Annotated in this window: 22 protein-coding genes, 1 tRNA gene and 1 pseudogene; 20 read left to right on the forward strand and 4 right to left on the reverse strand. The window is 56.4% G+C overall.

All coding sequences use genetic code 11. The features are described 5' to 3' along the window. The first annotated feature begins 26 nt into the window (after positions 1-26). The 10 genes from purC to QYH43_RS21610 all read left to right on the forward strand — a co-directional run bounded on the left by purC (position 27) and on the right by QYH43_RS21610 (position 9,538). Entirely contained in the window at positions 27-740 is a 714-nt protein-coding gene (gene purC, locus QYH43_RS21565; RefSeq protein ID WP_095060298.1) for a phosphoribosylaminoimidazolesuccinocarboxamide synthase, read from the forward strand. A gap of 83 nt (positions 741-823) precedes the next feature. Continuing rightward, positions 824-913: transfer RNA gene (locus QYH43_RS21570), tRNA-Ser, on the forward strand. 649 nt (positions 914-1,562) lie between these two features. Beyond that, complete coding sequence (locus QYH43_RS21575) at positions 1,563-2,456, forward strand: amidohydrolase family protein (protein ID WP_095060300.1); 894 nt, start codon at positions 1,563-1,565, stop codon at positions 2,454-2,456. A gap of 35 nt (positions 2,457-2,491) precedes the next feature. Further along, a complete protein-coding gene (locus QYH43_RS21580) occupies positions 2,492-3,466 on the forward strand; it encodes an alpha/beta hydrolase (protein ID WP_095060302.1) in 975 nt (324 codons plus the stop codon). Between the two features lie 249 nt (positions 3,467-3,715). Beyond that, positions 3,716-4,711: a GlxA family transcriptional regulator gene (locus QYH43_RS21585; RefSeq protein ID WP_301158047.1), complete on the forward strand. Its 996-nt coding sequence runs from the start codon at positions 3,716-3,718 to the stop codon at positions 4,709-4,711. 343 nt (positions 4,712-5,054) lie between these two features. Then, complete coding sequence (locus tag QYH43_RS21590; RefSeq protein WP_060541253.1) at positions 5,055-5,744, forward strand: ABC transporter permease; 690 nt, start codon at positions 5,055-5,057, stop codon at positions 5,742-5,744. Next, complete coding sequence (locus tag QYH43_RS21595; protein WP_301158048.1) at positions 5,741-6,739, forward strand: ABC transporter ATP-binding protein; 999 nt, start codon at positions 5,741-5,743, stop codon at positions 6,737-6,739. Before QYH43_RS21590 ends, QYH43_RS21595 begins: the two co-directional genes overlap by 4 nt. Positions 6,740-6,741: 2 nt before the next feature. Further along, positions 6,742-7,410: an ABC transporter permease gene (locus tag QYH43_RS21600; protein WP_301158049.1), complete on the forward strand. Its 669-nt coding sequence runs from the start codon at positions 6,742-6,744 to the stop codon at positions 7,408-7,410. A gap of 66 nt (positions 7,411-7,476) precedes the next feature. Continuing rightward, positions 7,477-8,346, forward strand: coding sequence for a glycine betaine ABC transporter substrate-binding protein (locus QYH43_RS21605; RefSeq protein WP_301158050.1), 870 nt, complete (start codon positions 7,477-7,479; stop codon positions 8,344-8,346). Positions 8,347-8,482: 136 nt separating this feature from the next. Next, a complete protein-coding gene (locus QYH43_RS21610) occupies positions 8,483-9,538 on the forward strand; it encodes an amidase family protein (protein ID WP_301158062.1) in 1,056 nt (351 codons plus the stop codon). A 3-nt stretch (positions 9,539-9,541) separates the two neighbouring features. Here the strand turns inward: QYH43_RS21610 and QYH43_RS21615 are convergent, their stop codons facing one another. Continuing rightward, complete coding sequence (locus QYH43_RS21615) at positions 9,542-10,426, reverse strand: LysR substrate-binding domain-containing protein (RefSeq protein ID WP_301158051.1); 885 nt, start codon at positions 10,424-10,426, stop codon at positions 9,542-9,544. 158 nt (positions 10,427-10,584) lie between these two features. Between QYH43_RS21615 and QYH43_RS21620 the strand changes: the two genes are divergently transcribed. Both QYH43_RS21620 and QYH43_RS21625 read left to right on the forward strand, forming a co-directional pair. Further along, complete coding sequence (locus QYH43_RS21620; RefSeq protein ID WP_301158052.1) at positions 10,585-13,614, forward strand: FAD-binding and (Fe-S)-binding domain-containing protein; 3,030 nt, start codon at positions 10,585-10,587, stop codon at positions 13,612-13,614. Between the two features lie 43 nt (positions 13,615-13,657). Beyond that, positions 13,658-13,816: a hypothetical protein gene (locus QYH43_RS21625; RefSeq protein WP_256580383.1), complete on the forward strand. Its 159-nt coding sequence runs from the start codon at positions 13,658-13,660 to the stop codon at positions 13,814-13,816. Between the two features lie 18 nt (positions 13,817-13,834). Here QYH43_RS21625 and QYH43_RS26935 read toward each other — a convergent pair. Further along, positions 13,835-14,122 (reverse strand): annotated as a pseudogene (locus QYH43_RS26935) (Arm DNA-binding domain-containing protein); the annotation flags it as partial. A gap of 194 nt (positions 14,123-14,316) precedes the next feature. Here QYH43_RS26935 and QYH43_RS21635 point away from each other — a divergent pair. The 4 genes from QYH43_RS21635 (at position 14,317) to QYH43_RS21650 (ending at position 16,654) form a co-directional block, all read left to right on the forward strand. Beyond that, a complete protein-coding gene (locus tag QYH43_RS21635; protein ID WP_301158053.1) occupies positions 14,317-14,754 on the forward strand; it encodes a hypothetical protein in 438 nt (145 codons plus the stop codon). Positions 14,755-14,991: 237 nt separating this feature from the next. Further along, the gene (locus tag QYH43_RS21640; RefSeq protein WP_095060610.1) at positions 14,992-15,183 is read left to right on the forward strand and encodes a DUF1508 domain-containing protein; all 192 of its coding nucleotides are present in this window, start codon (positions 14,992-14,994) and stop codon (positions 15,181-15,183) included. 121 nt (positions 15,184-15,304) lie between these two features. Then, the gene (locus tag QYH43_RS21645) at positions 15,305-16,231 is read left to right on the forward strand and encodes a LysR family transcriptional regulator (protein ID WP_095060612.1); all 927 of its coding nucleotides are present in this window, start codon (positions 15,305-15,307) and stop codon (positions 16,229-16,231) included. A 57-nt stretch (positions 16,232-16,288) separates the two neighbouring features. Further along, on the forward strand, positions 16,289-16,654 hold the full coding sequence (locus tag QYH43_RS21650; RefSeq protein WP_301158054.1) for a 5-carboxymethyl-2-hydroxymuconate Delta-isomerase: 366 nt from the start codon (positions 16,289-16,291) through the stop codon (positions 16,652-16,654). Positions 16,655-16,657: 3 nt separating this feature from the next. Here the strand turns inward: QYH43_RS21650 and QYH43_RS21655 are convergent, their stop codons facing one another. After that, a complete protein-coding gene (locus QYH43_RS21655) occupies positions 16,658-17,593 on the reverse strand; it encodes a LysR family transcriptional regulator (RefSeq protein WP_301158055.1) in 936 nt (311 codons plus the stop codon). A 114-nt stretch (positions 17,594-17,707) separates the two neighbouring features. Next, positions 17,708-18,625, reverse strand: coding sequence for a DMT family transporter (locus QYH43_RS21660; RefSeq protein ID WP_301158056.1), 918 nt, complete (start codon positions 18,623-18,625; stop codon positions 17,708-17,710). A 351-nt stretch (positions 18,626-18,976) separates the two neighbouring features. Here QYH43_RS21660 and QYH43_RS21665 point away from each other — a divergent pair, with 351 nt between their 5' ends. The 4 genes from QYH43_RS21665 to QYH43_RS21680 all read left to right on the forward strand — a co-directional run bounded on the left by QYH43_RS21665 (position 18,977) and on the right by QYH43_RS21680 (position 23,288). Beyond that, positions 18,977-20,626: a phosphoethanolamine transferase gene (locus QYH43_RS21665; RefSeq protein WP_301158057.1), complete on the forward strand. Its 1,650-nt coding sequence runs from the start codon at positions 18,977-18,979 to the stop codon at positions 20,624-20,626. A 186-nt stretch (positions 20,627-20,812) separates the two neighbouring features. Then, entirely contained in the window at positions 20,813-21,946 is a 1,134-nt protein-coding gene (gene rnd, locus QYH43_RS21670) for a ribonuclease D (protein ID WP_095060622.1), read from the forward strand. Further along, positions 21,943-22,236: a YcgL domain-containing protein gene (locus QYH43_RS21675; RefSeq protein WP_053155806.1), complete on the forward strand. Its 294-nt coding sequence runs from the start codon at positions 21,943-21,945 to the stop codon at positions 22,234-22,236. Before rnd ends, QYH43_RS21675 begins: the two co-directional genes overlap by 4 nt. A 119-nt stretch (positions 22,237-22,355) precedes the next feature. Then, positions 22,356-23,288, forward strand: a complete 933-nt coding sequence (locus QYH43_RS21680; RefSeq protein WP_095060626.1) for a D-2-hydroxyacid dehydrogenase — start codon at positions 22,356-22,358, stop codon at positions 23,286-23,288. Positions 23,289-23,366: the final 78 nt, after the last annotated feature.

Genomic DNA, 23,366 nt, shown 5'->3' on the forward strand with positions numbered 1-23,366 from the left:
CATCTACTTACCAAGCGGAGCCCATCATGGAAAAACGTGAAGAACTCTACCGCGGCAAAGCCAAGTCGGTTTACAAGACCGACGACGCTAACCGCTTGATCCTGCTGTTTCGCAACGACACCTCGGCGTTCGACGGCAAGCGCATCGAACAGCTCGACCGCAAAGGCATGGTGAACAACAAGTTCAACGCCTTCATCATGCAGAAACTCGAAGCGGCCGGCGTACCGACCCAATTCGACAAACTGCTGGGCGACAACGAGTGCCTGGTGAAGAAGCTGGACATGATCCCGGTTGAATGCGTCGTGCGTAACTACGCCGCCGGCAGCCTGGTCAAGCGTCTGGGTGTGGAAGAGGGCATGAAACTCAACCCTTACACCTTCGAACTGTTCCTCAAGGACGACGCCAAGGGCGACCCGTTCATCAACGAATCCCACGTCGTGGCGTTCGGTTGGGGCACTGCCGAGCAACTGGTTCGCATGAAAGAACTGTCGCTCAAGGTCAACGAAGTGCTGAACAAGCTGTTTGACGACGCCGGCCTGCTGCTGGTCGACTTCAAACTCGAATTCGGCGTGTTCCACGACGGCACCATCGTCCTGGGCGACGAGTTCAGCCCGGACGGCTGCCGCCTGTGGGACAAGGCTACCGGCAAGAAAATGGACAAGGACCGCTTCCGTCAGGGCCTCGGTGACGTCATCGAAGCCTACGAAGAAGTCGCCAATCGTCTGGGCGTACCGCTTTAATCGACGCAAGCATCTGATAGCACAGAAATATTTCGCTCAGGGGGTTCGCTTCCGGCGAAAGTGTTGTTATGATGCGCGCCGTTGGAGAGATGCCAGAGTGGCCGAATGGGACGGATTCGAAATCCGTTGTACCTTCACCGGTACCTAGGGTTCGAATCCCTATCTCTCCGCCATACATAGAAAAGCCCCGCAAATCAATGGTTTGCGGGGTTTTTTGTTTTTTGATAGTGCTACTCTGTTGTACTACTCAATCTTGCTGTTTTGCGGTTCCGCAACGGTCATTTCTTCGCATGTCTGTCAGCCAGTTGCTGGGCAACGTCTAACGCGAATTTCAGGACGTTTGCAGCCTCTGTGAACGCTTCTGGATCATTCGTCCCCTCGAAGATTATTCCGCCCTTTGTGATGTCTGAATCGAACCCGCTTTCGCGCAAGGTGATGTTTCAACGTCTATCCAGCCCGTTACAGGCTGGCGTTCGCTTTTTCCTCGTTCCTTCGCCCGCACCGCCATCGGCAGTTTTTGCAAATCTAGCTGCCCTAGAGTTTATTCCAGTGTCGCGACAACAAAATTTCGCCATTACCCGAATGTACCGCTAACCAATCGGCCGGCCGAAGTATCAGTTCGGCGACCTCAGAATCCAGAGGACGATGACGCAGAGCTGCCCAAGTGCCTACTCGACGATTCCAGATCCAGGCGTTTTTTCCGGATCTTCGTTGACAACAAATCCTTGATGGCGAAATTTTGATACTACACGTCGAGTTGGCGGGAGCGACGAAGCGCTGACGGAGATTATTGTTTTCGCACAAAAGCAGGAAACAATAATCATGCTGCCGTCGACCAAGAAAATAGATTGCCACGTTCATTTTTATACTTCGGAAGATCTTCGTCGGGTGGCCGGTTCGTTGCCTTATACGTTACCTGAGCCGCATCCGCTGACTGCTTATTTGGATAGGTTGATAGATGCCGGAATTGCACCGACGCTTATCAATAATGTTCATCTAAGTATCCTGCCGGACTCAGAAAACGTGTTCGCTTCCTTTGAGGAGCTCAACAAACTCCAGGCCGTAGACCCGCAGCGCTATGGGGGTATCAAACTGGTGGGCACGATCAAGGCAGAGCCTGCTTATGCCACTCAGGAGCGTCTCTCGCACCCGCAGGTGATTGGCGCTCGAATCGTCCTGCATGATGCGAGACCTGAAACGGTTTCTGATACGCGGTTCAGTGATGGGCAATGGTCGGCATTTTATGCCCGTCTGTTCCCGCACCAGCATCTGCACATTTACGCGAAGGAAGCCGAGACGAATCTGCGCGTATTGCGCCAGATCCCTCGCGATGTACGGGTCATCATCGATCATCTAGGCACCTGTCACTGCGAGCGTGACATTACAGAACCGGCTTATACCGCGCTACTCGCTGAAGCGAGAGATCGAGGCAACGTATGGTTCAAAGGTCCTGGCTATCGCACCTCTGTTCACCCCGAGGAAACCGCTCGTTTCGTGACGCAGATTGCTTACGCGGTCGGCACGGACAAGATACTTCTGAGCGCCACCGATGCACCTCATGTCGGAACTGACAACCAGGGTGTGCCGTATTCCGACCTTTTTGATTTGAACAAGGCCTTCAACTTTGTTGATGCCGTTGCACATTATGTATCTAAAGAAACCCGAATTCCTGTTGGTCAACTTCTCCGTGGAGCACCTGACCAATTGGTAAGTTGATCTCCGCCCACGCTCCAACCTCGAGATATCTAGCGATGACGAACATTACAACAAAAGACATCAACTTCACCGTCAAGTATGGCGATGAAACCCTGAGCCTCAAAGGCACGGTTTTTCAGCCAGAACAACTCGACGCCGCGGCGCAAAAACTGCCACCGGTCATCTTCAACTCCGGCTTCACCGGCGGGGTCACGATGTACGGCCAACTGTTCGGTCGCGCCCTGGCAGGCCTGGGTTATCGCGTCATGACCTACGACGTGGCAGGCTTTTTTTCCAACAAGCACATCCGAAATACCCTCGAGTCAGGTGACAAGGTCATCACCAACGTCATCCTTGAAGATCAGAAAGATGAAGTGCTCGGTGCCGTTGAATGGGCGCGCGAGAATTTCGGTGAGATGCCGGTGGTCGCATCGTGGGCGATGGGCTCGGTGGCAAGCCTCGGTGCAGTGGCTGAACTGGCTGCGGCCGGCGGTGAACAGATCCGCTTCTGGGTGCCGATGAGCTACACCAACATCCGCACACTGCAAGCCTTGCGTGCTGATCAGGCAGCAGCTGACGCGGCCATTCTGCAACTCGCGGATGACGCGCCGATCCCTCCATTCGACACCGGCACTGATGCGACCCGTCTCGGTTATTACCCGCTGGACCCTGAAACTCAGGCTTATGTTGATCAGCAACTGGGTGGCTACACTGAAGCAGGCGGCGCGGACCGTTGGCCGGGCTGCACCTACGTGACGGCGAAGTCTTACAAGTCCTATGTGGCGTATGACCCTGAGCAGTCCATCGAGGGTGCCAAAGGCTTCCCGCCTGCGCTGATCATCCACGGCGCCGACAACACCTTGCACATGCCGTCGGAGTCTGTGCGTCTGCACCAAAACTATCCGGGCGATGCCGGCCCGAATGCGCTGATCATTTCGCACATGCAACACGGCCAGCAGAATCAGGTCGACAGCCCTGTGTTCGAGTCGATGATCCAGAGCATCGACGAAGCTATCCGCGCGCGCGGCTGATCCGCTCGTCACTCTCCTGCGAGACCTCGGGCGTCGAGGCCTCGCAGCGATTTTTTACATCGTGGGGTGTATTCCTCCCGTCATTCTGATCGGTCGTAACGCTTCGGCATGGCTCGTTCACTGTCTCAACGATTCAATCTGGCTGAATGCGTGCCCAACCCCTAACATGGTGTGTCCAAAGCCACTCCCTCGGGCTGGCCTAAGCTGTTCACTTGAACTGCTGGAACCAACCATGACAAGGACCCGGCGATGACAGCCCCCAGTGAATCAGCGACGTCTGTGAATAGCTCCACAACCAAGCGAATTGGGCTGCTCATTCTCCCTCAGTTCTCCATGATGGCCCTGGCAGGTGCCAGTGAGCCTCTGCGCGCGGCCAATCGACTTTCTGGCAAAGCGCTTTATGAGTGGAGCCTGCTTACGGAAACGGGTGGGCCGGTCAGCTCCAGCAGTGGTATCGAGATTCAGACCATACCAGTTGATCAGGCCCCGGAACTGGATCGTGTTTTTGTCCTGGCGAGCCTGGATATCGAGCGTCAGAAACCACCGAAAATGCTGCGCTTCCTGCAGCGTGCAGCGTCTCGCGGGATAACCGTAGGCGCACTGAGCACAGGTACGTTCATCCTCGCCCGCGCCGGGCTACTCGAAGGTAAGCGCTGCACCTTGCACTGGGAGTCCATCGGCCAGTTTTCGGAGGAATTCCCCACGATCGAAGTCACGAAGGAGCTGTACGTCAATCATGGAAACCGTTGGACGTGTGCCGGGGGGACGGCGGCCATCGATCTCATGCTGGCACAAATCGCGCTTGATTTCGGTAACCAGCTGGCGGCGAACATCGCCGAACAATTTCTGCACGCCAGGATAAGAGCGCCGGAAGAGCATCAGCGGATGTCGATTCAGTGGCGGTTCGGCATTCACGATCGCAGGCTGACAGCCGCCATCGCCTTCATGGAGGACAATCTGGAGAACATCGTCGGCATCGAAGAAATCGCCGACCGATGCAACCTGTCCCACCGTCAACTTGAACGGCTGTGGCATCAGCACTTCGGCATGACGCCGAAGAAATTCTATCTGGAGCTCAGATTGAATGAAGCACGCCGGTTGCTGCAAGAAAGCACCCAGCCCATTGCGTCCATTGCCTACAGCTGTGGGTTCGTTTCAGCGTCACATTTGGGTGCAGCTTACCGTCGTGTCTGGGGATGTACACCCGGTGAAGAGCGGCGGAAATTTGATGATGCTCATTCCTGATTTCAGTCATTGAGTGCATGGATCAACAAACGCTAATCCCCTGAAAGCATCCGTACCAACCCTCTCCTCAAAATCCCATAGCAAGCTAATGACTCGGTCAGACAGGCGGTGCGCTCTGGCAAACCTTGGTCATTTGGTGATCCTGCATACTTCCGTCTTCAATCGCCCCCGCGCCTTGCATTACGCGTTGATTTGTTACGTGACGTCGTTTTTTTGATAGAAATTGTCGAACCCGAATCTAAGAGGGTCTACGGTAGCGCGGTAATGTTTCCTACAGATCCGGCGCTCAATTCCAGATACGCGACCGATAAAAATAACAATGACTACAGAAGGCATAACAACCATGGAAACCTTGAGTTTCATTCTGGAAAACGTCGGGCTGATCAGTCTGCTACTTGGACAACACCTTCTCATCGTGGCGGTAGCGGTAGGTTTGGCAATCCTGACCGGCGTGCCTGTCGGGATCGCGATCTCTCAGCACCCCAGAACACGTCGTTGGGTCCTGGCCTTCGCTGCTGTCCTGATGACTATTCCTTCTGCCGCGCTGTTCGGGCTGATGATTCCGGCCCTGTCGCTGATTGGCTATGGGATCGGCGTCGTACCGGCGGTCATTGCGCTGTTTCTTTACTCCCAATTGCCCATCATCCGAAACACCACCACTGCGATCTCCAACATCGATCCTGCATTGCGCGAAGCGGCGATCGGGATGGGCATGTCGACCGGGCAACGATTGCGCAAAGTTGAACTGCCGATTGCGGTTCCGCTGATCATGGCGGGCGTGAGGATGGCGACCGTCATCAACATCGGCATCGCAGCCATCGCGGCCTACATCGGTGCCGGCGGTTTGGGCAGTCTCATCATTCGCGGCATTGCGCAGTCGGATACCCGACAGCTATTGGCCGGCGCGATCGTCATCAGTGTCATCGCCATTGCGGCCGATTACGCGTTGTACGGCTTGCAGCGCCTCCTGACGCCAAAAGGCTTGAACAAGAACAAAATGGCCACCGGCCAAATGAAGGAAGCGACGACGTGATCCAGATCGAAAACCTGAACAAGCAATTCGGCTCAATCACAGCAGTAGAAGATGTCTCATTCAATGTTGAAGAGGGGCAGATCTGCGTACTGCTTGGTCCGTCGGGCTGCGGTAAAACCACGACGCTGAAAATGATCAACCGACTGATCACGCCAACCTCCGGCAGGATCAGGATCGGTGGTCGCGACACGTCCGAACTGGACAGCGTCACCCTTAAACGCTCCATCGGCTATGTGATCCAGCAAGTCGGCTTGTTCCCGAACATGACCGTCGAGGAAAACATCTGCGTCGTTCCGAATCTGTTGGGATGGGACAAAAGCAAAAGCCTAAAGCGCGCAGCGGAGTTGCTGGAAGTGGTCGCGCTGGATCCGTCCAAATTCCTCAAGCGCTACCCGTGTGAGCTTTCCGGTGGTCAACAGCAACGCGTAGGCGTGGCCCGGGCCCTGGCAGCGGATCCGCCCGTCATGTTGATGGACGAGCCCTTTGGCGCGATCGACCCGATCAACCGAGAAGTGATCCAGGACGAGTTCATGCGCATCCAGCGACTCGTCAACAAGACCGTACTGTTCGTCAGTCACGACATCGATGAAGCGGTGAAGATGGCGGACTGTGTCGCCCTGTTCCATAACGGAAAAATCCAGCAATTCGGCAGCTCGGATGATCTGCTGGCCCGGCCCAACAGCGAGTTCGTGGCGAACTTCATGGGCGGCGACCGAATCATGAAGCGTCTGCGTCTGCTGCGCGCGGTTGATGTGGCCAGCAAAGTCCCGCCGCGGGAACACATGCAGATCGTCGGCGGCAACAGCGGTGTTACTTCGCAATCGCACCTGATCGTTAAACCTGGGGATGACCTGCGTCAGGTGCTTTCGCAATTGCTGGGTCGCGGCCAGGACTGGGCACTTTGCAACGACAGCGACGGACGCTTTATCGGCTATGTCCACCAAACCGACATCTTGGCGCGACTTGTTGAAAACATTACTCCGGTGGTGCACTGACAATGTCTGACTTACTGATCAGATTGTGGGAAGGGCTGCAGTTTTACTGGGGCGACATCAGCTACCTGACGGTCCAGCATCTGCAGATCGTGGCAGTCAGTGGGGCACTTGCCCTGATCATCGCGCTGCCGTTGGGCGCCTGGATGAGCCGGCCGGCGAACCAGCGTTACGCCATGGCCAGCATGCAGGTCCTTAACGTAGGGCAGGCAATCCCTAAGCTCGCGTTGCTGGCGTTGGCCATGAGCTTCATTGGTGTCGGTAGCGGCGCGGCCATCATCGGGTTGTTTGTCGCGACGTTGTTGCCCGTGGCAGTCAACACCTATGAAGGCTTGCGCGCAGTGCCGCAGCACTTGCTTGAAGCCGCCGAAGCTATGGGTATGACGCCACGGGAAACGCTGTGGAAAGTTGAAATTCCGAACGCGATGAATGTGATTTTCGCGGGCATCCGCACGGCGTTGGCGATCAACGTCGGTACTGCGCCGCTGGCCTTTTTGGTCGGTGGCGGCGGGCTGGGCGAGTTGATCTTTACCGGGATCGACTTGAACGACTTCGGCATGATGCTGGCCGGTGCCGCAGCGACCGCGCTATTGGCGATTGCGGTCGATCTGGGCTGCGGCTTGATTCAAAACATTGCAGTGTCACGGGGCTTGAGGTTGACCGGGCGTGAATGAATCTGAAGACCATAGACAAAAATCAATAATATGAGGTGCACGATGATTTATCGAATGCTTGCCAGTTTGATCTTTACCCTGAGTCTTGTTTCTGGCGTTGTAGGCAGTGCTTCTGCCAACAATACGATTGTGGTCGGCGGCAAGAAGTTTACCGAGCAGCAATTGGTTGCCGAGATGACCACTCAGCTCCTGCGCGCCAATGGCTACAATGTCGACAAACGCCCTGACCTGGGTTCTTCCGTTTTGCGCGCGGCGCAAGAGAATGGTCAGGTCGATGTGTATTGGGAATACACCGGCACTTCGCTGATTACTTACAATAAAGTCATGGACAAGCTCAGCCCTGACGAAACGTACAAAAAAATCAGCGAGCTTGATGCGCAGAAAGGCATCACCTGGTTGAACTCTTCCAAGGCCAACAACACTTACGCCTTTGCCATGCGCAAGGAAGAGGCACAGAAGGATGGAATCGTCTCGATCAGCGATCTTGCGAAGAAGATCGAAACAGGCAAGTCCTATAAATTTGCCTCCAATGCTGAATTCTTTTCCCGGCCTGATGGCCTGGGTCCTTTGCAAGAGACATACAAGTTCAAATTTGAGCGCAAGAACATCGTCCGCATGGACGGCGGGCTGACCTATCAGGCGCTTAGGGACGGGCAGGTTGATCTGGCCTTGGTCCTGTCGACGGATGGGCGGATTCCGGCCTTCGGCTTTGTGGTGCTCAAAGACGATAAAGGTTTCTTCCCCAGCTATGCGCTGACCCCGGTTATTCGCACTGAGGTGTTTAAAGAGAATCCGAAGATCGGCGAGTTGCTCAACGCCCTGTCGTCCAAGCTCGATGACGACACCATCGCGGGCCTCAATTCCCGGGTCGATGTCGGCCGTGAATCCATCGAAAGCGTGTCCAAGGAATTTCTGCAAAAGAGTCAGTTGCTGTAGTTAATTCGGGGTGACGTTGAAGTCACCCGGTTTGATCATAACTTTCCGGGCCAGCTCTCTTTAGCTGGCCTCTTTTTATCCTGCGTAGTTGTGACGCTCAGCCCAATCGCTTAGGGCGTGAGCTCATTCCGTTCGTCTGTACTTAGGGGAATTACAGAATCCGCGGAACACCAAGCGGGATGCTTCCGGCTCCAGCAGCGGTTCTGCCGCCGCCGTGGCGGCAGCGTTTGCACCGTTTGCGCTAGGGTCGGACACGAGCGGCTCGATCCGCGCGCCGGCCAGCGTCACCGGCACAGTGGGTTTGCGACCTTCGCTGGGGTTGATCAGCCGCAGCGGCATCATTCCGCTGTCGCTCGCGTTCGATACCGCCGACGTCATTACCAACAGCGTGCTGGATCAGGCCATTGTGCTCGATGCGATCAAGGGCCAGGACAAAAGCGATCCGGCGACCCTCGACCTTGCTGCAGATAAAATACAGTTCGAACCGGCACTGAGCCGTTCCTCGCTGCAAGGCAAGACCATTGGCGTGATCACCCATTTCAAAGGCGCCAATCCAGAGGTGGATGCAGTCTTCAAGGTCGCTCAGGAAACCCTCGGCAAGCGCGGCGCTCGTGTAGTCTCCATCGAACTGCCAAAAGCTTTTGAAACCTTATGGAGCGATGTGCTCGGTCCAGTGGGAGAGGGCGAATTCAAGCCTCAATTCGAACGCTACCTCGCCACCCTCAATCCGGGCCAACCGCGAACGCTTGCGCAGTTTCTCGAGCTGGCCAGGCAAAATCAGGCGCAAAACGCTGCACACGGGATGAACCCGGCACGCCTGGCCGGACTGGAAACGGTCGCGAATGCCACAAGCACCGATTCGCCGCAGTACATCTCCATCCTCTCCCGGAAGATTCCTCAGTTGCGCGCGCAGCTGATGGAGATCATGAAGCAGAACAAAGTCGACAGTCTGTTCTTCGCGACCAGCAACTGCCCGGCTTCGGTGGTGCATGGTGTGACCGATGACAGTTACGTCTGCACATCCGGCTTTACCTATGCGTCGTCGTATATTGCCTCCGCCACAGGATTTCCCGAGATTACGGTTCCGGCAGGCACCATCAAGGGCAACCTGCCGGTCGGTGTTTCGTTCCTGGGCGGCTATGGCGAAGACGCCAAGGTGGTTGGTTTCGGCTACGCGTTCCTTGGTCGGTAATCGTCAGATCTGTGTCAGCAGCCAGGTACGAAACGCGACGAGTGATGGCAGCATTTCGTTGCGCGGCGGATAAGCCAGGTAATAACTGCGCTGGCTGGCAAAGGGTCGATCGAGACTGATGAGTTCGCTGTTGGCCAACTCGTCGGCCACCAGAATACGCGGTACCAGACCGATGCCGATGCCGGCCCTGACGGCCTGGATCAAGTGCGAAGTGAGTTCGAAGCTCGGGCCCAGCCGCATCATCCGATGGGGCAGGCCTTGGTGGCTGAACCACTCGCCCCAGACGTTGGCATTGCTCGCGACGTTGAGAAGCGTCTGACCGCCAATGCGTTCCGGGGGCCAGGTGTCGTGGGCTTCGGCCGCTTGTGGGGACATGATCACCATCAGTTCTTCGGTGTGCAGGCGATGGCTGATCAAGCCTGGAAAGTCGGCATTGCCAACGACAATCGCGGCGTCGATGCCGCTGGTTTCAAAGTCAATGGCGTCGATTCGGGAATTGATGTGTACCAGGATGCCTGGATGGGTTTTGTAGAAATCATGCAGGCGCGGCAATAACCACTTTGAGCCGAAGGTCGGCAAGGTGGCCAGGCGTAACGTGCCGCTGCCTGATTGATAAGCCATGGCCTGCAACGTGGCGCTGCGTATGCGCCCGAGCGCTTCGCTCATTTCCCGCTGATAAAGACGACCGACATCGGTCAGTTGTACTTGCCGGCCTTCACGGCGGAACAGCGTCAGGCCCAGTTGCTGCTCCAGCGCTTGGACTTGCCGGCTCACGGCGCTTTGGGTCAGTGAGAGCTCCATCGCTGCACGGGTATAGCTTTCATGTCGGGCGGCGGCTTCAAACGCCAGCAGCAACGACATTGAAGGGGTGAGGTGACGGTAATTCATTCGTAAAAGTCATCGATAGCGGCAGGATTATCCGTTTGTCTGGTGCCGGACCCTGCAGGATCATTGGTGTAGCTGAAGACCTGAGGCTGCCGCATTAATGCTCAGGCGACAAGTGTTTTGAGTTTTCCGTGAATAGACCAACAAGAGACCCGCCTGCGATGATCGCTCAGTTGCCTACCGTTGCACTCGCGGCACAGTACCCGGAATTTCTGCAAGCCCTGCGTGCCAGCGGCTTTCGCGGTCAGCTCAGCGCTGACTACGCCACCCGCACCGTGCTGGCGACCGATAACTCGATTTATCAGCGTCTTCCGCAAGCGGCGGTGTTCCCCTTGGATGTGGATGACATCGTACGCATCGCGACCTTGATGGCCGAGCGACGCTTTCGCCAGATCAAGCTGACCCCGCGCGGTGGTGGCACCGGCACCAACGGGCAGTCATTGACCGATGGCATCGTGGTCGATCTGTCGCGGCACATGAACACCATCCTCGAAATCAACGTCGCCGAGCGCTGGGTGCGGGTGCAGGCGGGCGTGGTCAAAGACCAGCTCAATGCCGCGCTCAAGCCTCACGGGCTGTTCTTCGCGCCGGAGTTGTCGACGTCCAACCGTGCCACCGTCGGCGGCATGATCAACACCGACGCCAGCGGCCAGGGCAGTTGCACCTATGGCAAGACCCGTGATCACGTTCTGGAATTGCATAGCGTGCTGCTCGGTGGTGAGCGCTTGCACAGCCATCCGCTGTCAGATGCGGAACTGGAGGCGGCTTGCACGCAGCCCGGCCGTATCGGCCATGTGTATCGGGTGGCGCGCAGTATTCATGAGACCCAGACCGACCTGATCGAGGCGGTGTTTCCCAAGCTCAACCGTTGTCTGACCGGTTATGACCTGGCGCACCTGCGCAATGAGCAAGGGCGTTTCAACCTCAACAGCGTGCTCTGCGGTGCGGAAGGGTCATTGGGCTACATTGTCGAAGCCAAGCTCAACGTGCTGCCAATTCCAAAATACTCAGTGCTGGTGAACGTGCGTTACGGCAGCTTCATGGATGCGCTGCGCGATGCCAATGCGTTGTTGGTGCACAAGCCGTTGTCCATCGAAACAGTGGACTCCAGGGTGTTGCTGCTGGCGATGAAAGACATCGTCTGGCATAGCGTCGCCGAGTATTTTCCGACGGACGCCGAGCGCCCGACGCTGGGCATCAATCTGGTGGAGTTCAGCGGTGACGACGTGACGCAAGTGAACGCTCACGTAGAGTCGTTCGTGGCGCATCTGAAGGCCGACACGACGATTGAGCGGCTGGGCCACACGTTGGCGGAAGGCGCCGAAGCCGTGTCCCGCGTCTACACCATGCGCAAGCGATCGGTCGGACTGTTGGGTAACGTCGAAGGCGAGATTCGGCCACAGCCTTTTGTTGAAGACACCGCCGTGCCGCCGGAAAAACTGGCCGACTACATCGCCGAGTTTCGTGCATTGCTCGATAGTTATGGCCTGAGCTATGGCATGTTCGGTCACGTCGATGCCGGCGTGTTGCATGTGCGCCCGGCGCTGGACATGAAAGACCCGGCCCAGGCCGCACTCGTCAAACCGATTTCCGATGCTGTGGCCGAGCTGACAAAACGTTACGGGGGGCTGCTGTGGGGCGAGCACGGCAAAGGTTTACGCTCGGAATACGTTCCCGGGTTTTTTGGTGAGCTGTACCCGGCGTTGCAATCGCTCAAGGGTGCGTTCGACCCACACAATCAGTTCAACCCCGGGAAGATCTGCACACCCCCAGATGCTGCCCAAGGTTTGCTCAAGGTTAACGAAGTTTCGCTGCGGGGTGATTTGGATCGGCAGATTGATGAGCGTGTCTGGCAAAGCTTTGGCACCGCGATGCACTGCAACGGTAATGGCGCCTGCTACAACTACGACCCCAACGATGCGATGTGTCCGTCGTGGAAAGCTACACGTGAGCGGCAGCACTCGCCGAAGGGAAGGGCCTCGTTGATTCGCGAATGGTTGCGTTTGCAAGGCGCGGCCAATATCGATGTATTGCAAGCGGCCCGGGGCAAGTGGTCATGGTTGAGCGGGTTGCCGACGAGGTTGCGCAATAACCTGGCGCGCTCGCACGGCGAGTCGGACTTCTCGCATGAAGTCTATGACGCGATGGCGGGCTGCCTGGCCTGCAAATCCTGCGCGGGACAATGCCCGGTCAAAGTCAACGTCCCGGAGTTCCGTTCGCGTTTTCTGGAGCTGTACCACGGTCGCTATCAACGTCCTCTGCGTGACTACCTGATCGGCTCGCTGGAGTTCACGATTCCATACATGGCTTACGCGCCGGGCCTGTACAACGCAGTGATGGGCTCGAAATGGGTGAGCCGCCTTCTTGAGCGACAAGTCGGCATGCTCGACAGCCCACTGATCCACCGGCATGACTTGCAGGCCACTTTGACCCGCTGCAACGTCGCGGTCGCCAGCGTGCCAGCTCTGCGCGAACTGACCGAGGCACAACGTGAGCGCAGCGTGGTGTTGGTGCAGGACGCTTTCACCCGTTACTTCGAAACGCCGTTGCTGGCGAGCTTCATCCAGTTGGCTCATCAATTGGGTTATCAGGTGTTTCTGGCGCCCTATAGCCCCAACGGCAAGCCTTTGCACGTGCAGGGTTTTCTCGGGGCGTTCGCCAAGGCGGCGATCCGCAATGGCAATCAACTCAAGGCACTCGCCGACTGCGGCGTAGCACTGGTGGGATTGGACCCGGCGATGACGCTGGTCTACCGCCAGGAATATCAGAAAGTACCAGGACTCAATGATTGCCCGAAAGTCTTGCTCCCGCAGGAGTGGCTGTTCGATGTGTTGCCCGCAAACTCGCCTCCCGCTACCCAGACATTCCGTTTGTTGGCGCACTGCACTGAGAAGACCAATGTCCCGGCCAGTACTTCGCAATGGGAAGCCGTATTTGCCCGGCTTGGGCTCAAGCTGGTGACAGAGGCGACCGGCTGCTGTGGCATGTCCGGCACCTACGGCCATGAGGCGCGGAATCAGAACACCTCGCGGACCATTTTCGAGCAGTCATGGGCTGGCAAGTTGGATGAAAAGGGCGAAGCGCTGGCGACGGGTTATTCCTGCCGCAGCCAGGTAAAGCGCTTAACCGACAGGCAACTGCGTCATCCGCTGGACGTGGTGTTGGAGTATGCGCAGCTAGCTCACCGATAATGGGGGCGGCGTAAGTAGTCAGTGTATTCGTCCACTGTTGAGCATGTTTGACGTTTTTCCAACCGGCACGATGGGCCTCTATGTAATCGTTGGCTACGTCTTGGATCGTTACGGATTTCTGTATGCGATGGTGTTCAGCAGCCTGCTGTGCTGTGCGCTCATCATCACGCGCCTGCAACGGGTCAATGCCGTCCCGCAATAAACGTCGCTTATCGCTGCTGTTTTGCCGAGCCTCCTTTAAGCCGACTGCGGGGTAGGTGCCCAAGCCCATTTCTCTGCGTTTCCCCACAAGCTGGAACAGCAGTACCCAATATTTCTTCCCGTTGGGTTTGATCAGGAGGCGAAGACCATCACCATCCTCGTAGGCCGATTTCGCCTCCCACAACTTATCGATTGACTGCATTTTTTTAGGAGGTGTCCTACATCTTCCTGCGCTGTTTCGTATTGCTGTGTATCGATCTGAATGATTACCTAGCATCAACTCGTCAATGATTGGCGGGCTAATCATCTATTCAAATCCATGGAGGGTTCATGGCTAATGGTATTTTTGCCAGTACTCGGTATTAATGCGGTTTCACCTGTCTTTTCCTTCTGGTGGGAGGCTCTTGGATAACATAAAAAAAGGTAAGCCTTATCGGGTGATCATTCAGGGAGAGTTACCGATCTCCATACGAAGGTGATCCAGGAAGTTATATTCTGAATTTGATCGAGAAAATCATGCCCGGAGCGGAAAAGCGTTTAATTGAGGAAGGTTTCATTGTCTCTGTTCTGCTATTTAACGTGGTTGCCTTGATTCCGTGGCTGACATTTTTTTGGCATAGTCAGGGCAATGATTCCGGAAATGATGGTCCGGCTGCTATTTTTTTGCTGGTTGTTACGGCCGTCGGGACTTTGTTTGTTATGCCGGTTTACAGTTTGGCGATTTATTTGACCGGGATTATAAATTCAAGACGCCGCTTAAAGTGGATGGTGGTTTTGCCTTTGGGTATGGTTGTGCTTTTTTGTATTTTCTCATCATTGCTGTGGGCGAAGGTGGGGGTGGATGGGGCATATCTGTTTTTCTTTGCCGCGCTGGGGTACGCGGTGCACACTATACGCCTGCTCAAACAAGTTGTTGGGGTTGTCAAAGGCTGTCCATAGTCTGACGAGGGCGTCAAGCATTACAGTTGTGTAGGGGAGTGAAATTGTTCGAGTGAAAAGTTACTTGGCGACGTCTCCATATTTCCCATCTTTTAAACTTTTGTCTGTCTCGCAAGTTTGAGGGGCTTTCTCGCAATATTCGCTGACATTGCAGTTTATCGCTGTAAAAAAACTTCATTTACTCTGGCATCCGCAGATCACTGATCTGCAGTTACCAGCCATCGCAAGGAGCGAACGATGTATTTTGAAATCTACAGGCAGATCCGAGGGACTCTACAGACTGGCAGGGGTCAGTGGCGCTGGCGCTTGAGGGCGGGCAATCATGAAACGGTGGCCAGTGGCGAGGCCTATGTCAACAAGGCTGATTGCGTGCACGCCATCAGTTTGATCAAGGGTACGCACGATCAGACGCCAACCAAGGAAGTCTGATGGTGTGTGGTGAAGCTGCTCGCTCAGAGCAGCTTCGTTTCAACAGATCTCAGGGTTGTGAATAGACGCCAGTTGCATCCACTACCTAAACTGTCGGCAGACTTAGGGACGGGGGCAGTGGATGAATCGTAACGAGCTACGCAAGGCTGATATCAACCTGATGGTGGTGTTCGAAACGCTGATGCTTGAGCGTAACGTGACTCGGGTGGCGGAAAAGCTGTTTCTCGGTCAGCCGACCATCAGCTCTGCGCTCAACCGTTTGCGGGCGATGTTCAATGACCCCTTGTTCATTCGGGTCGGGCATCGCATGGAGCCGACAGCGCGAGCGGAAGAGATCATTCGACATCTGTCTCCCGCGTTGGACTCGCTGTCGGTGGCCTTGAGCCTGACCCATGATTTCGATCCCGCCAGCAGCACCATGACCTTTCGTATCGGGCTGTCCGACGACGTCGAGTTTGGCCTCTTGCCACCCTTGCTGCGTGCATTGCGCCAGGAGGCGCCAAGCGTGGTGTTTGTGGTGCAGCATGTCGATTACTGGCGGATCCCCGACTTGTTGGCGTCCGGCGATATCACGGTGGGCATCAGCCAGACCCGCGGTCTGCCGGCCAATGCCAAACGCAAGTTATTGCGACACATCCAGCCCAGCATTTTACGGGCCGACGCCTCCGACATGCCGCTGACCCTCGACGAATATTGCTCGCGTCCGCATGTGCTGGTATCCCATACCGCCAACGTCAGTGGCTACGCCGATGAGTGGCTGGCGGAGATCGGTCGTACACGTCAGGTGGTGCTCTCTGTTCCGCAATACAGTTCGTTGCCGGCCCTGCTGGCCGGGACCGATCTGATTGCCAGCCTGCCGGACTACACCGCTGAGGCGATGGCCGTCTCCGGTCAATTGTTCAAGGAGCCGTTTCCGTTCAAGACGCCGACCCTGGACTTGTCCATGGTCTGGCTCAGTCATGTCGACACCGACCCGGCCGAGCGCTGGCTGCGTGCGCGCCTGGAAGCGTTCATGAGCGAGCGCGCTGTGTTGCCCCTGCCTGAGTGAGCAGGGCGACAGCGTGATATATGTAGGATCTTTCCACCCACCATCAGGATCAATGTCATGCCTCACCTGCACATGGAATACACCGCCAACTTGCCTGATCTGAATGCCGACGTAGCGTTGATGCGGCTGAACAATACGCTGGTGGCTTCTGGTCAATTCGGTGCCGAGTTCGACATCAAGAGTCGTGCAGTGAAGGTCGAGACATTCAAGGTCGGAACGGCTTTGGCGGAGCGGGCGTTTGTGCATGTGAAGCTGTCGCTGTTGAGCGGCCGTTCCGCGCAGATCAAACAGCAGTTGTCGGAAAGCTTACTGGCTGTAGTGCAGGACCTGTGCGAATGGCCAGCAGGTATCGAAGTCCAGCTATGTGTGGAGATACTCGATATCGATCGCGAGTCCTACAGCAAGACGGCCATTAACAACTGAGACTCAGGCGACTTCCTGTTCCGTACAGGCCAGGATCACTTGTTCGCGTAGCCACCGATTGGCGCCGTCCTGATCAAGGTGTTGGCTCCACTGCAGTTCGAGGCTGAACCCCGGCAAGCCATCGGGTGCTTCGCAGTGATTGAATGCCGCTTCGGCGGCAAGTAACTGCTGGATGCGCCGAGGCAAGGTCAGGATGAAGTCAGTGCCGGCGATCATCTTGAGCGCTGCGCTGTAGCTGTTGGCGCGCGCGACGATTTGACGTTTTTTGCCCTGTTGCGCGAGCCAGCCATCGACCATGTTGGTGGCGGACGTCCAGGGTGTCGGAAACACATGTCGACGCTCGACGTAGGCCGGCAGGTTTAAACGTGGCTCCAGCGGTGTAGCGTGTTTGTCGAAGACACATACCAGATCGTCCTTGAGCAGTGTCCGTGAATTGAGGCCTGCGTGGTCACGATGAAAATTCGGGCCGAAGCAAATCACCAGATCAAGACTGCCATCGCGCAAGGCGTCGACAGGAATCTCGGCTTCAAACTTGTGCATGTTGACCGTCACCGGAAGATCGGCGAGCGCAAAACGTTTCAACAAGTGCGGCAGGATTAACTGTTCGAAGTATTCCGGTGCACAGAGATTGAACGTCACCGATTGCAAGGACGGGTCGAACATCGGCGAGCCTGCGTGACATTGGTTGATGCTGTCGAGGACCTTCAGAATGTGAGGGTACATCGTGCCGGCCTTGTCCGTCGGCTGCATACCTGCGCGGGAATTGATGAACAGTTCGTCCTCAAAGCAGTTGCGCAGTTTTTTCAGGCAATAACTCACCGTGGACTGGCTGACGCAAAGCCGCTCGGATACATCGGTTACGTTGTTTCGCTCGAACACGGCGACGAACACCATGAGGTCCTGCATATCGAGCTTTCTGAGCAAATTACTGTTCAGCATCCATTCTGTCTCGCAGTGCTACTGGCGCAGAACGTGCGCAAGCTGTGGGAATTGATCCTAGCGGAGCGGAGGAGTCAGGAGAATGCCTTGTGGGACGTTTCATGGGTATTGGTGTCAGCCTTGTACCGTGACCGGCACGGTTCTGCGGCTGGATTTCAACAGTGCCAACATGCCGATGCCCACCAATGCGGCGCCGGTAACCTCCAAGGGCAGTGGCGCCTGGCGCCCCCATAACCAGTGAAACAGGGTGATGAGCAGCGTGCTCAGGTAAATGTAGGAAATCACTGAAGAGGGGGCGATCACACCGATTGCACGGTGCAGCAACCAGAAGGTCGCCAGCGTCGCAAACAGCGCCAGATAGATCAGCCAGAAAAAATCATGGGCAGTCAGCAATGACGCCGAGCGCCAACCGCCGCTGAACCCACAGAACACCAGCAGAAACAATGCGCCGAACAACATGTTCCAGAACGTCATCGCCACCGGTCCTCGGCCCTTGAGGCTACTTCCTTTGAGTCGTTGGCTAAGCGGCGCATAGAACGCCATCGCCAGGCAGCCGATGCCATACACCGTCAATGCGTACAGCGATGGCAGTTCGTCTGGACCGTTGCCCTTCATGATCAGTAGCGCGGCCCCGGTAGCGGCAATCAGCATGGGCAAGATCCGTTGCTTCAGGCTGCTGTCAGGCGTCAGCACGGCTTCGAAAAGCAGGGTCAGCAATGGTACGAGCGTAAACAGGGTTCCGGTGTTGACCGCCGAGGTATAGCGCAGCGCCTCGAACAGCGAACCGAAATACAGCGCCAGCAGCAAACCGAGTGCGCAGTGCCCGAGCAATCCGCGGGCGGTCATGGCGATATCGCCTTTGAGCAACAGCAGCGGCAAAAACACCGTGGCGCACAGCAGCAGTCGTAATCCGGTCAGCAAGATCGGGTCGATGGCCTGGCTGACCTGTGCCGCCGCAGAAAACGAAGCGGCGACCAGCAAGGCCCAAAGCAGCATGCCAACGTGGGCGGCGGCGAAACCGGTGGTTTTCATAGGTGATTCCGAAGTCAGTGATTGGGGCAGGTGTAGCGCCAGTCCCGATTAGGCGCGCCAAGCCTGAAGGCCGCAAATCAGAAAGTCCGAGAGGGAATCTGGAAATTAAATAGTGCTGACATTCAGAGGGCGGTCGCGAGCGATCAAACGCAGGTTATTTAAGTCAGATCTGAACAAAAGCTGAACAATTCTCAAATACTTGGCAGGTTTGGCTTAATGGCTGACGTGAACTAATCGTTATCTTATTTTTCACAAAAAATTGATGGTTGGCTGCTTAAAATTAGTGTTGTCTGGGTGAATGGAATTTTCACATTTACCGCAGTCATTCCTTTTCAGGGACAGCGAATCATCATGTTGAAGTTTAAAGCCGTGCGCCCGGAATGGGTGACGCTGAGTGCCAGTGCTTTTTTATTAATTGCATTCAACTCTGTACTCTGGGGGCATCTTTTCGATATCGCCACGCCAGATAGCAAAGGTATCACTCTGTTCGTGGCGTTCGGGGTGATGATTTTTGCAGCGTTCAATATTCTATTGACGCTGCTGGCTTTTCGGCCGTTGCTGAAGCCCGTCCTGACGCTGCTTTTCATGATCAGTGCTGGCGTGGCTTACTTTATGGGCCAATATGGCGTTCTGATCGACGCTGGTATGTTGCGTAACTTTGCAGAGACCAATGCCACGGAAGTGCGTGACTTGGTATCAGTCCAATTGTTTGTCTATGTTGTTTTTCTCGGCGTCCTGCCATCGTTGTTGTTGTGGAGAACGCCGGTTGTTTATCGTCGCTGGCATCGCGAGTTGCTGAGTAAAGGGTTAGTGACGTTAGTGTCCGCCGCCGTCATTGGTGGCGTTGCACTGATTAACTACCAAGGTCTTGCTTCGCTGTTTCGCAATCATCATGAGTTGCGTTTGATGGTGGTGCCAAGCAATTACATTGGCGCAACGGTCAGGTATTTGGGTGAGCGGGTGGCGTCAGCGCAGCAACCGTTTGTGAAAATCGGCGAAGACGCTCAGTTAAACCCAGGCTGGCAAACCCATGGTCGTAAATCCCTGACGGTCCTGGTGGTAGGCGAAAGTGCCCGCGCGGAGAACTTTGGCATCCTCGGCTATGACCGTGATACCACGCCAAAACTTGATAAAGAATCTGGGCTGATCGCTTTTACCGATGTGACCTCGTGTGGCACTGAAACCGCTGTATCGGTTCCTTGCATGTTCTCCAACATGGGCCGCAAGGATTACAGCGCGAGCAAGGCAAAGAACGAAGAAGGTTTGTTGGATGTGCTCAAGCATGCCGGACTGGATGTGATCTGGCGGGACAATCAGTCCGGCTGCAAAGGCACCTGCGATCGCGTCACCCTTCAGGACGTGAGTAATCTCAAAGACCCGGGTCTGTGCGCCAACAGTGAATGCCGCGACGAAATTCTGCTGCAAGGGCTGCAGCACTTTATCGACACTCTGGATAAAGACACTGTGCTGGTATTGCATCAGATGGGCAGTCACGGTCCGGAGTATTTCAAGCGTTACCCGAAAGAGTACGAACGCTTTACTCCTGTCTGTGAAAGCAACGCGCTGAACAATTGCAGTCGCGAAAGTATTATTAACGGCTATGACAATACGCTGGTGTATACCGATCATGTGTTGTCGACCCTGATCGATTTACTGCGCAATAATCAGGAAAAGGTCGATACAGCCATGCTTTATCTGTCGGACCACGGAGAATCCTTGGGCGAATACAACCTGTTCCTCCATGGCACGCCTTACATGTTGGCACCGGAGCAACAGAAACATGTGGCGATGCTGGCCTGGTTCTCCGACAGCTATCAAAAATCGTTCTCTGTGGACACCCATTGCCTGCAATTGAGTCGTGAAAAACCCTTGAGCCAGGACAACCTGTTTCATTCGGTGCTGGGGCTGCTGGAGGTCAACAGTAAGGTCTACAACCAGAGTCTGGACATGTTTGCCGGGTGTCGGGGGGCGGTGATCGATGGCGTATTGGCTGACAAATGAGGCGTCAGCGCTTTCACGTGACCTTCAAACAAACTCGCGTTACCAGCGTCGCAAGGCAAGTTAATCCAAGCTCAACGGACTATTCTTCTGAAAACCAGGCATTTTTGCTGAGCCTCTTGTTCAGTGGATGCGCGGAAATCGCCGGGGGCGATATATACTGCGCGCCATTCTTCAAGGGAGAGCCGTGTGGCCATCGATATTCACTGGATTCGCGACAACGATAGCCTCGGTCGGTTTTGTACCGAGTGGCAACAGCTGCCATTCGTTGCCCTCGACACCGAATTCATGCGGGTCGACACCTTCTACCCGATTGCCGGCCTGCTGCAGATCGGTGACGGCCAACGCGCTTACCTGATTGATCCGCTGACCATTAATGACTGGAAGCCCCTGGCCGCGTTGCTGGAAAATCCCGCCGTGGTCAAAGTCGTGCATGCGTGCAGCGAAGACCTCGAAGTCTTGCTGCGCCTGACCGGCAGCCTGCCGGCGTCGTTGTTCGATACGCAACTGGCCGCCGCTTACCTGAACCTGGGTTTCTCCATGGGTTACTCGCGGTTGGTGCAGGAAGTGCTCGGCATCGACCTGCCCAAGGGCGAAACCCGTTCCGACTGGTTGCAACGTCCGCTGTCCGAGACCCAAATCAGCTATGCCGCCGAAGATGCCGTGCACTTGGCGGAAGTTTTCGTACAGTTGCGCCCGAAGCTTTCGGACGATAAGTACGCCTGGGTCCTGGAAGACGGCGCCGAACTGGTGGCCAACCTGCGCCGCGAGATCGACCCTTACGAGGTCTATCGCGACGCCAAGCTGGCCTGGAAGCTGTCCCGCGCCCAACTCGTCGTATTGCGTGAGCTCTGCGCCTGGCGCGAGAAAGAAGCCCGCGCCCGTGACCTGCCGCGCAACCGCATTATCCGCGAGCATTCGCTGTGGCCGCTGGCGCGCACGCAGCCGGACAACCTTGGCGCATTGGCGAAAATCGAAGACATGCACCCGCGTACCGTGCGTCAGGACGGTGAGTTTCTGCTTGATCTGATCAAGCGCTCTGGCAGTGTGTCGCCTGATCAATGGCCGCCAGCCGTGCCGGAGCCATTGCCGGTGGACGCCGCCGTGTTGCTCAAGCAAATGAAAGCCATCGGCCAGGCTGAGGCCGAGCGCCTGAGCATTGCGCCGGAACTGATGCTGCGCAAGAAAACCCTGGAAGCGCTGCTCAAGAGCGGCTTCCCCAATGGTCCCTACCAATTGCCTGATTCGCTGCGTGGCTGGCGCCGCGAGTTGATGGGCCAGGCGCTGCTCGACAGCCTGGCTACCGCCGGAGAACAGCCTTGAAACGTATTTGCTCTATTTACCGCAGCACCAAGAGAAACGAAATGTACCTGTATGTGCTCAAGAGCGATGCTCTGGAGCGCGTCCCGGAAACGCTGATGGCCGCCTTCGGCAAAGCTATCCATGCCTTTGACCTGGTGCTGAGCCCCGAGCGCAAACTGTCGCGCGAAGACATCACGGTCGTGCTGGAAAACCTCGATAAGCAGGGTTATCACCTGCAAATGCCGCCGGCTGAAGACGAGTACATCGAGCACTTGCCGGAAGAGTTGCTGCGTCGCAACGACCCGATGTAAGCGCCAGACAGGCTCGGTTCAGGGCCGCGATGAAACACTGATTGATTTTGGCGATGACCGCATCGATGGAGCGATACTCCACCGGCGGTCGTCCGCTCCGTTTTGGAAAGGTTTGAAGCATGCGCGTTCTGATTGCTGAACACGACCACCCCGTGTACGCCCGGTTGTTGCGCGAGGCTGCACCCGATCTGGAAGTGCTGACCAGCGGCGACTCTGCTGAATTGGCCGCCCAGGCCGCCGATTGCCCGGTCTGGCTCGGTCAGCCTGATCTGTTGGCGACGCTGTTGCGTCAGGGCCACCAGCCGCAATGGCTGCAATCGACCTGGGCGGGCATCACGCCGCTGCTGGCCGACGGTTTGCCGCGACACTATCGTTTGTCCCGCGCGGTGGGGATCTTCGGGCAGGTCATGGCCGAATACGTGCTCACGTACATGCTCGGGCACGAGCGTGAAGTGCTGGCGCGGCTGGTCAGCCAGGTCGAGCGCAAGTGGGACAGTCGCCATGGCCAGAGCCTGGCGGGGCGCAAGGTGTTGATTGTCGGTACCGGTGACATCGGACAGACCGTTGCGAAATTCCTCGTACCGTTTGGCGTCGAGTTGTACGGAATCGCCAGCAGCGCTCGCGAGCAGGCACCGTTTGTCGAAGTCGGTTCGCTGGCGGATCTGCCGCGTCTGGTCGGTGAAATGGATTTCGTGGTCAACCTGCTGCCCAACACGGCGGACACCCACGACATTTACGATGCCGCGCTGTTCAAGCAATTCAAGCCGACGGGGTTGTTCATCAATGTCGGACGCGGCGTGGCGGTGGTCGACGCGGACCTGGTTGAAGCGCTGAAGGAAGGGCATCTGGCGGGGGCGGTGATTGACGTGTGCCGTCAGGAGCCGTTGCCGCAGCGCCATCCGTTCTGGACGGCCTGGGGATTACTGCTGACCGGCCACAGTTCCGCGCCGACATCGCCGTCGATGATGGTGCAGTTGTTTGTCGAAAACCTGCGGGCGTATCAGGCGGGCGAGGCGTTGCGCGGGGAAGTGGATTTCAATCGCGGGTATTGAACCACCACTCACCCCTGTGGGAGTGAGCCTGCTCGCGATAGCGGTGTGTCATTCACATGTACTTTGACTGACACGGCC

The organism is Pseudomonas sp. C32 (assembly GCF_030417915.1).
Lineage (GTDB): Bacteria > Pseudomonadota > Gammaproteobacteria > Pseudomonadales > Pseudomonadaceae > Aquipseudomonas.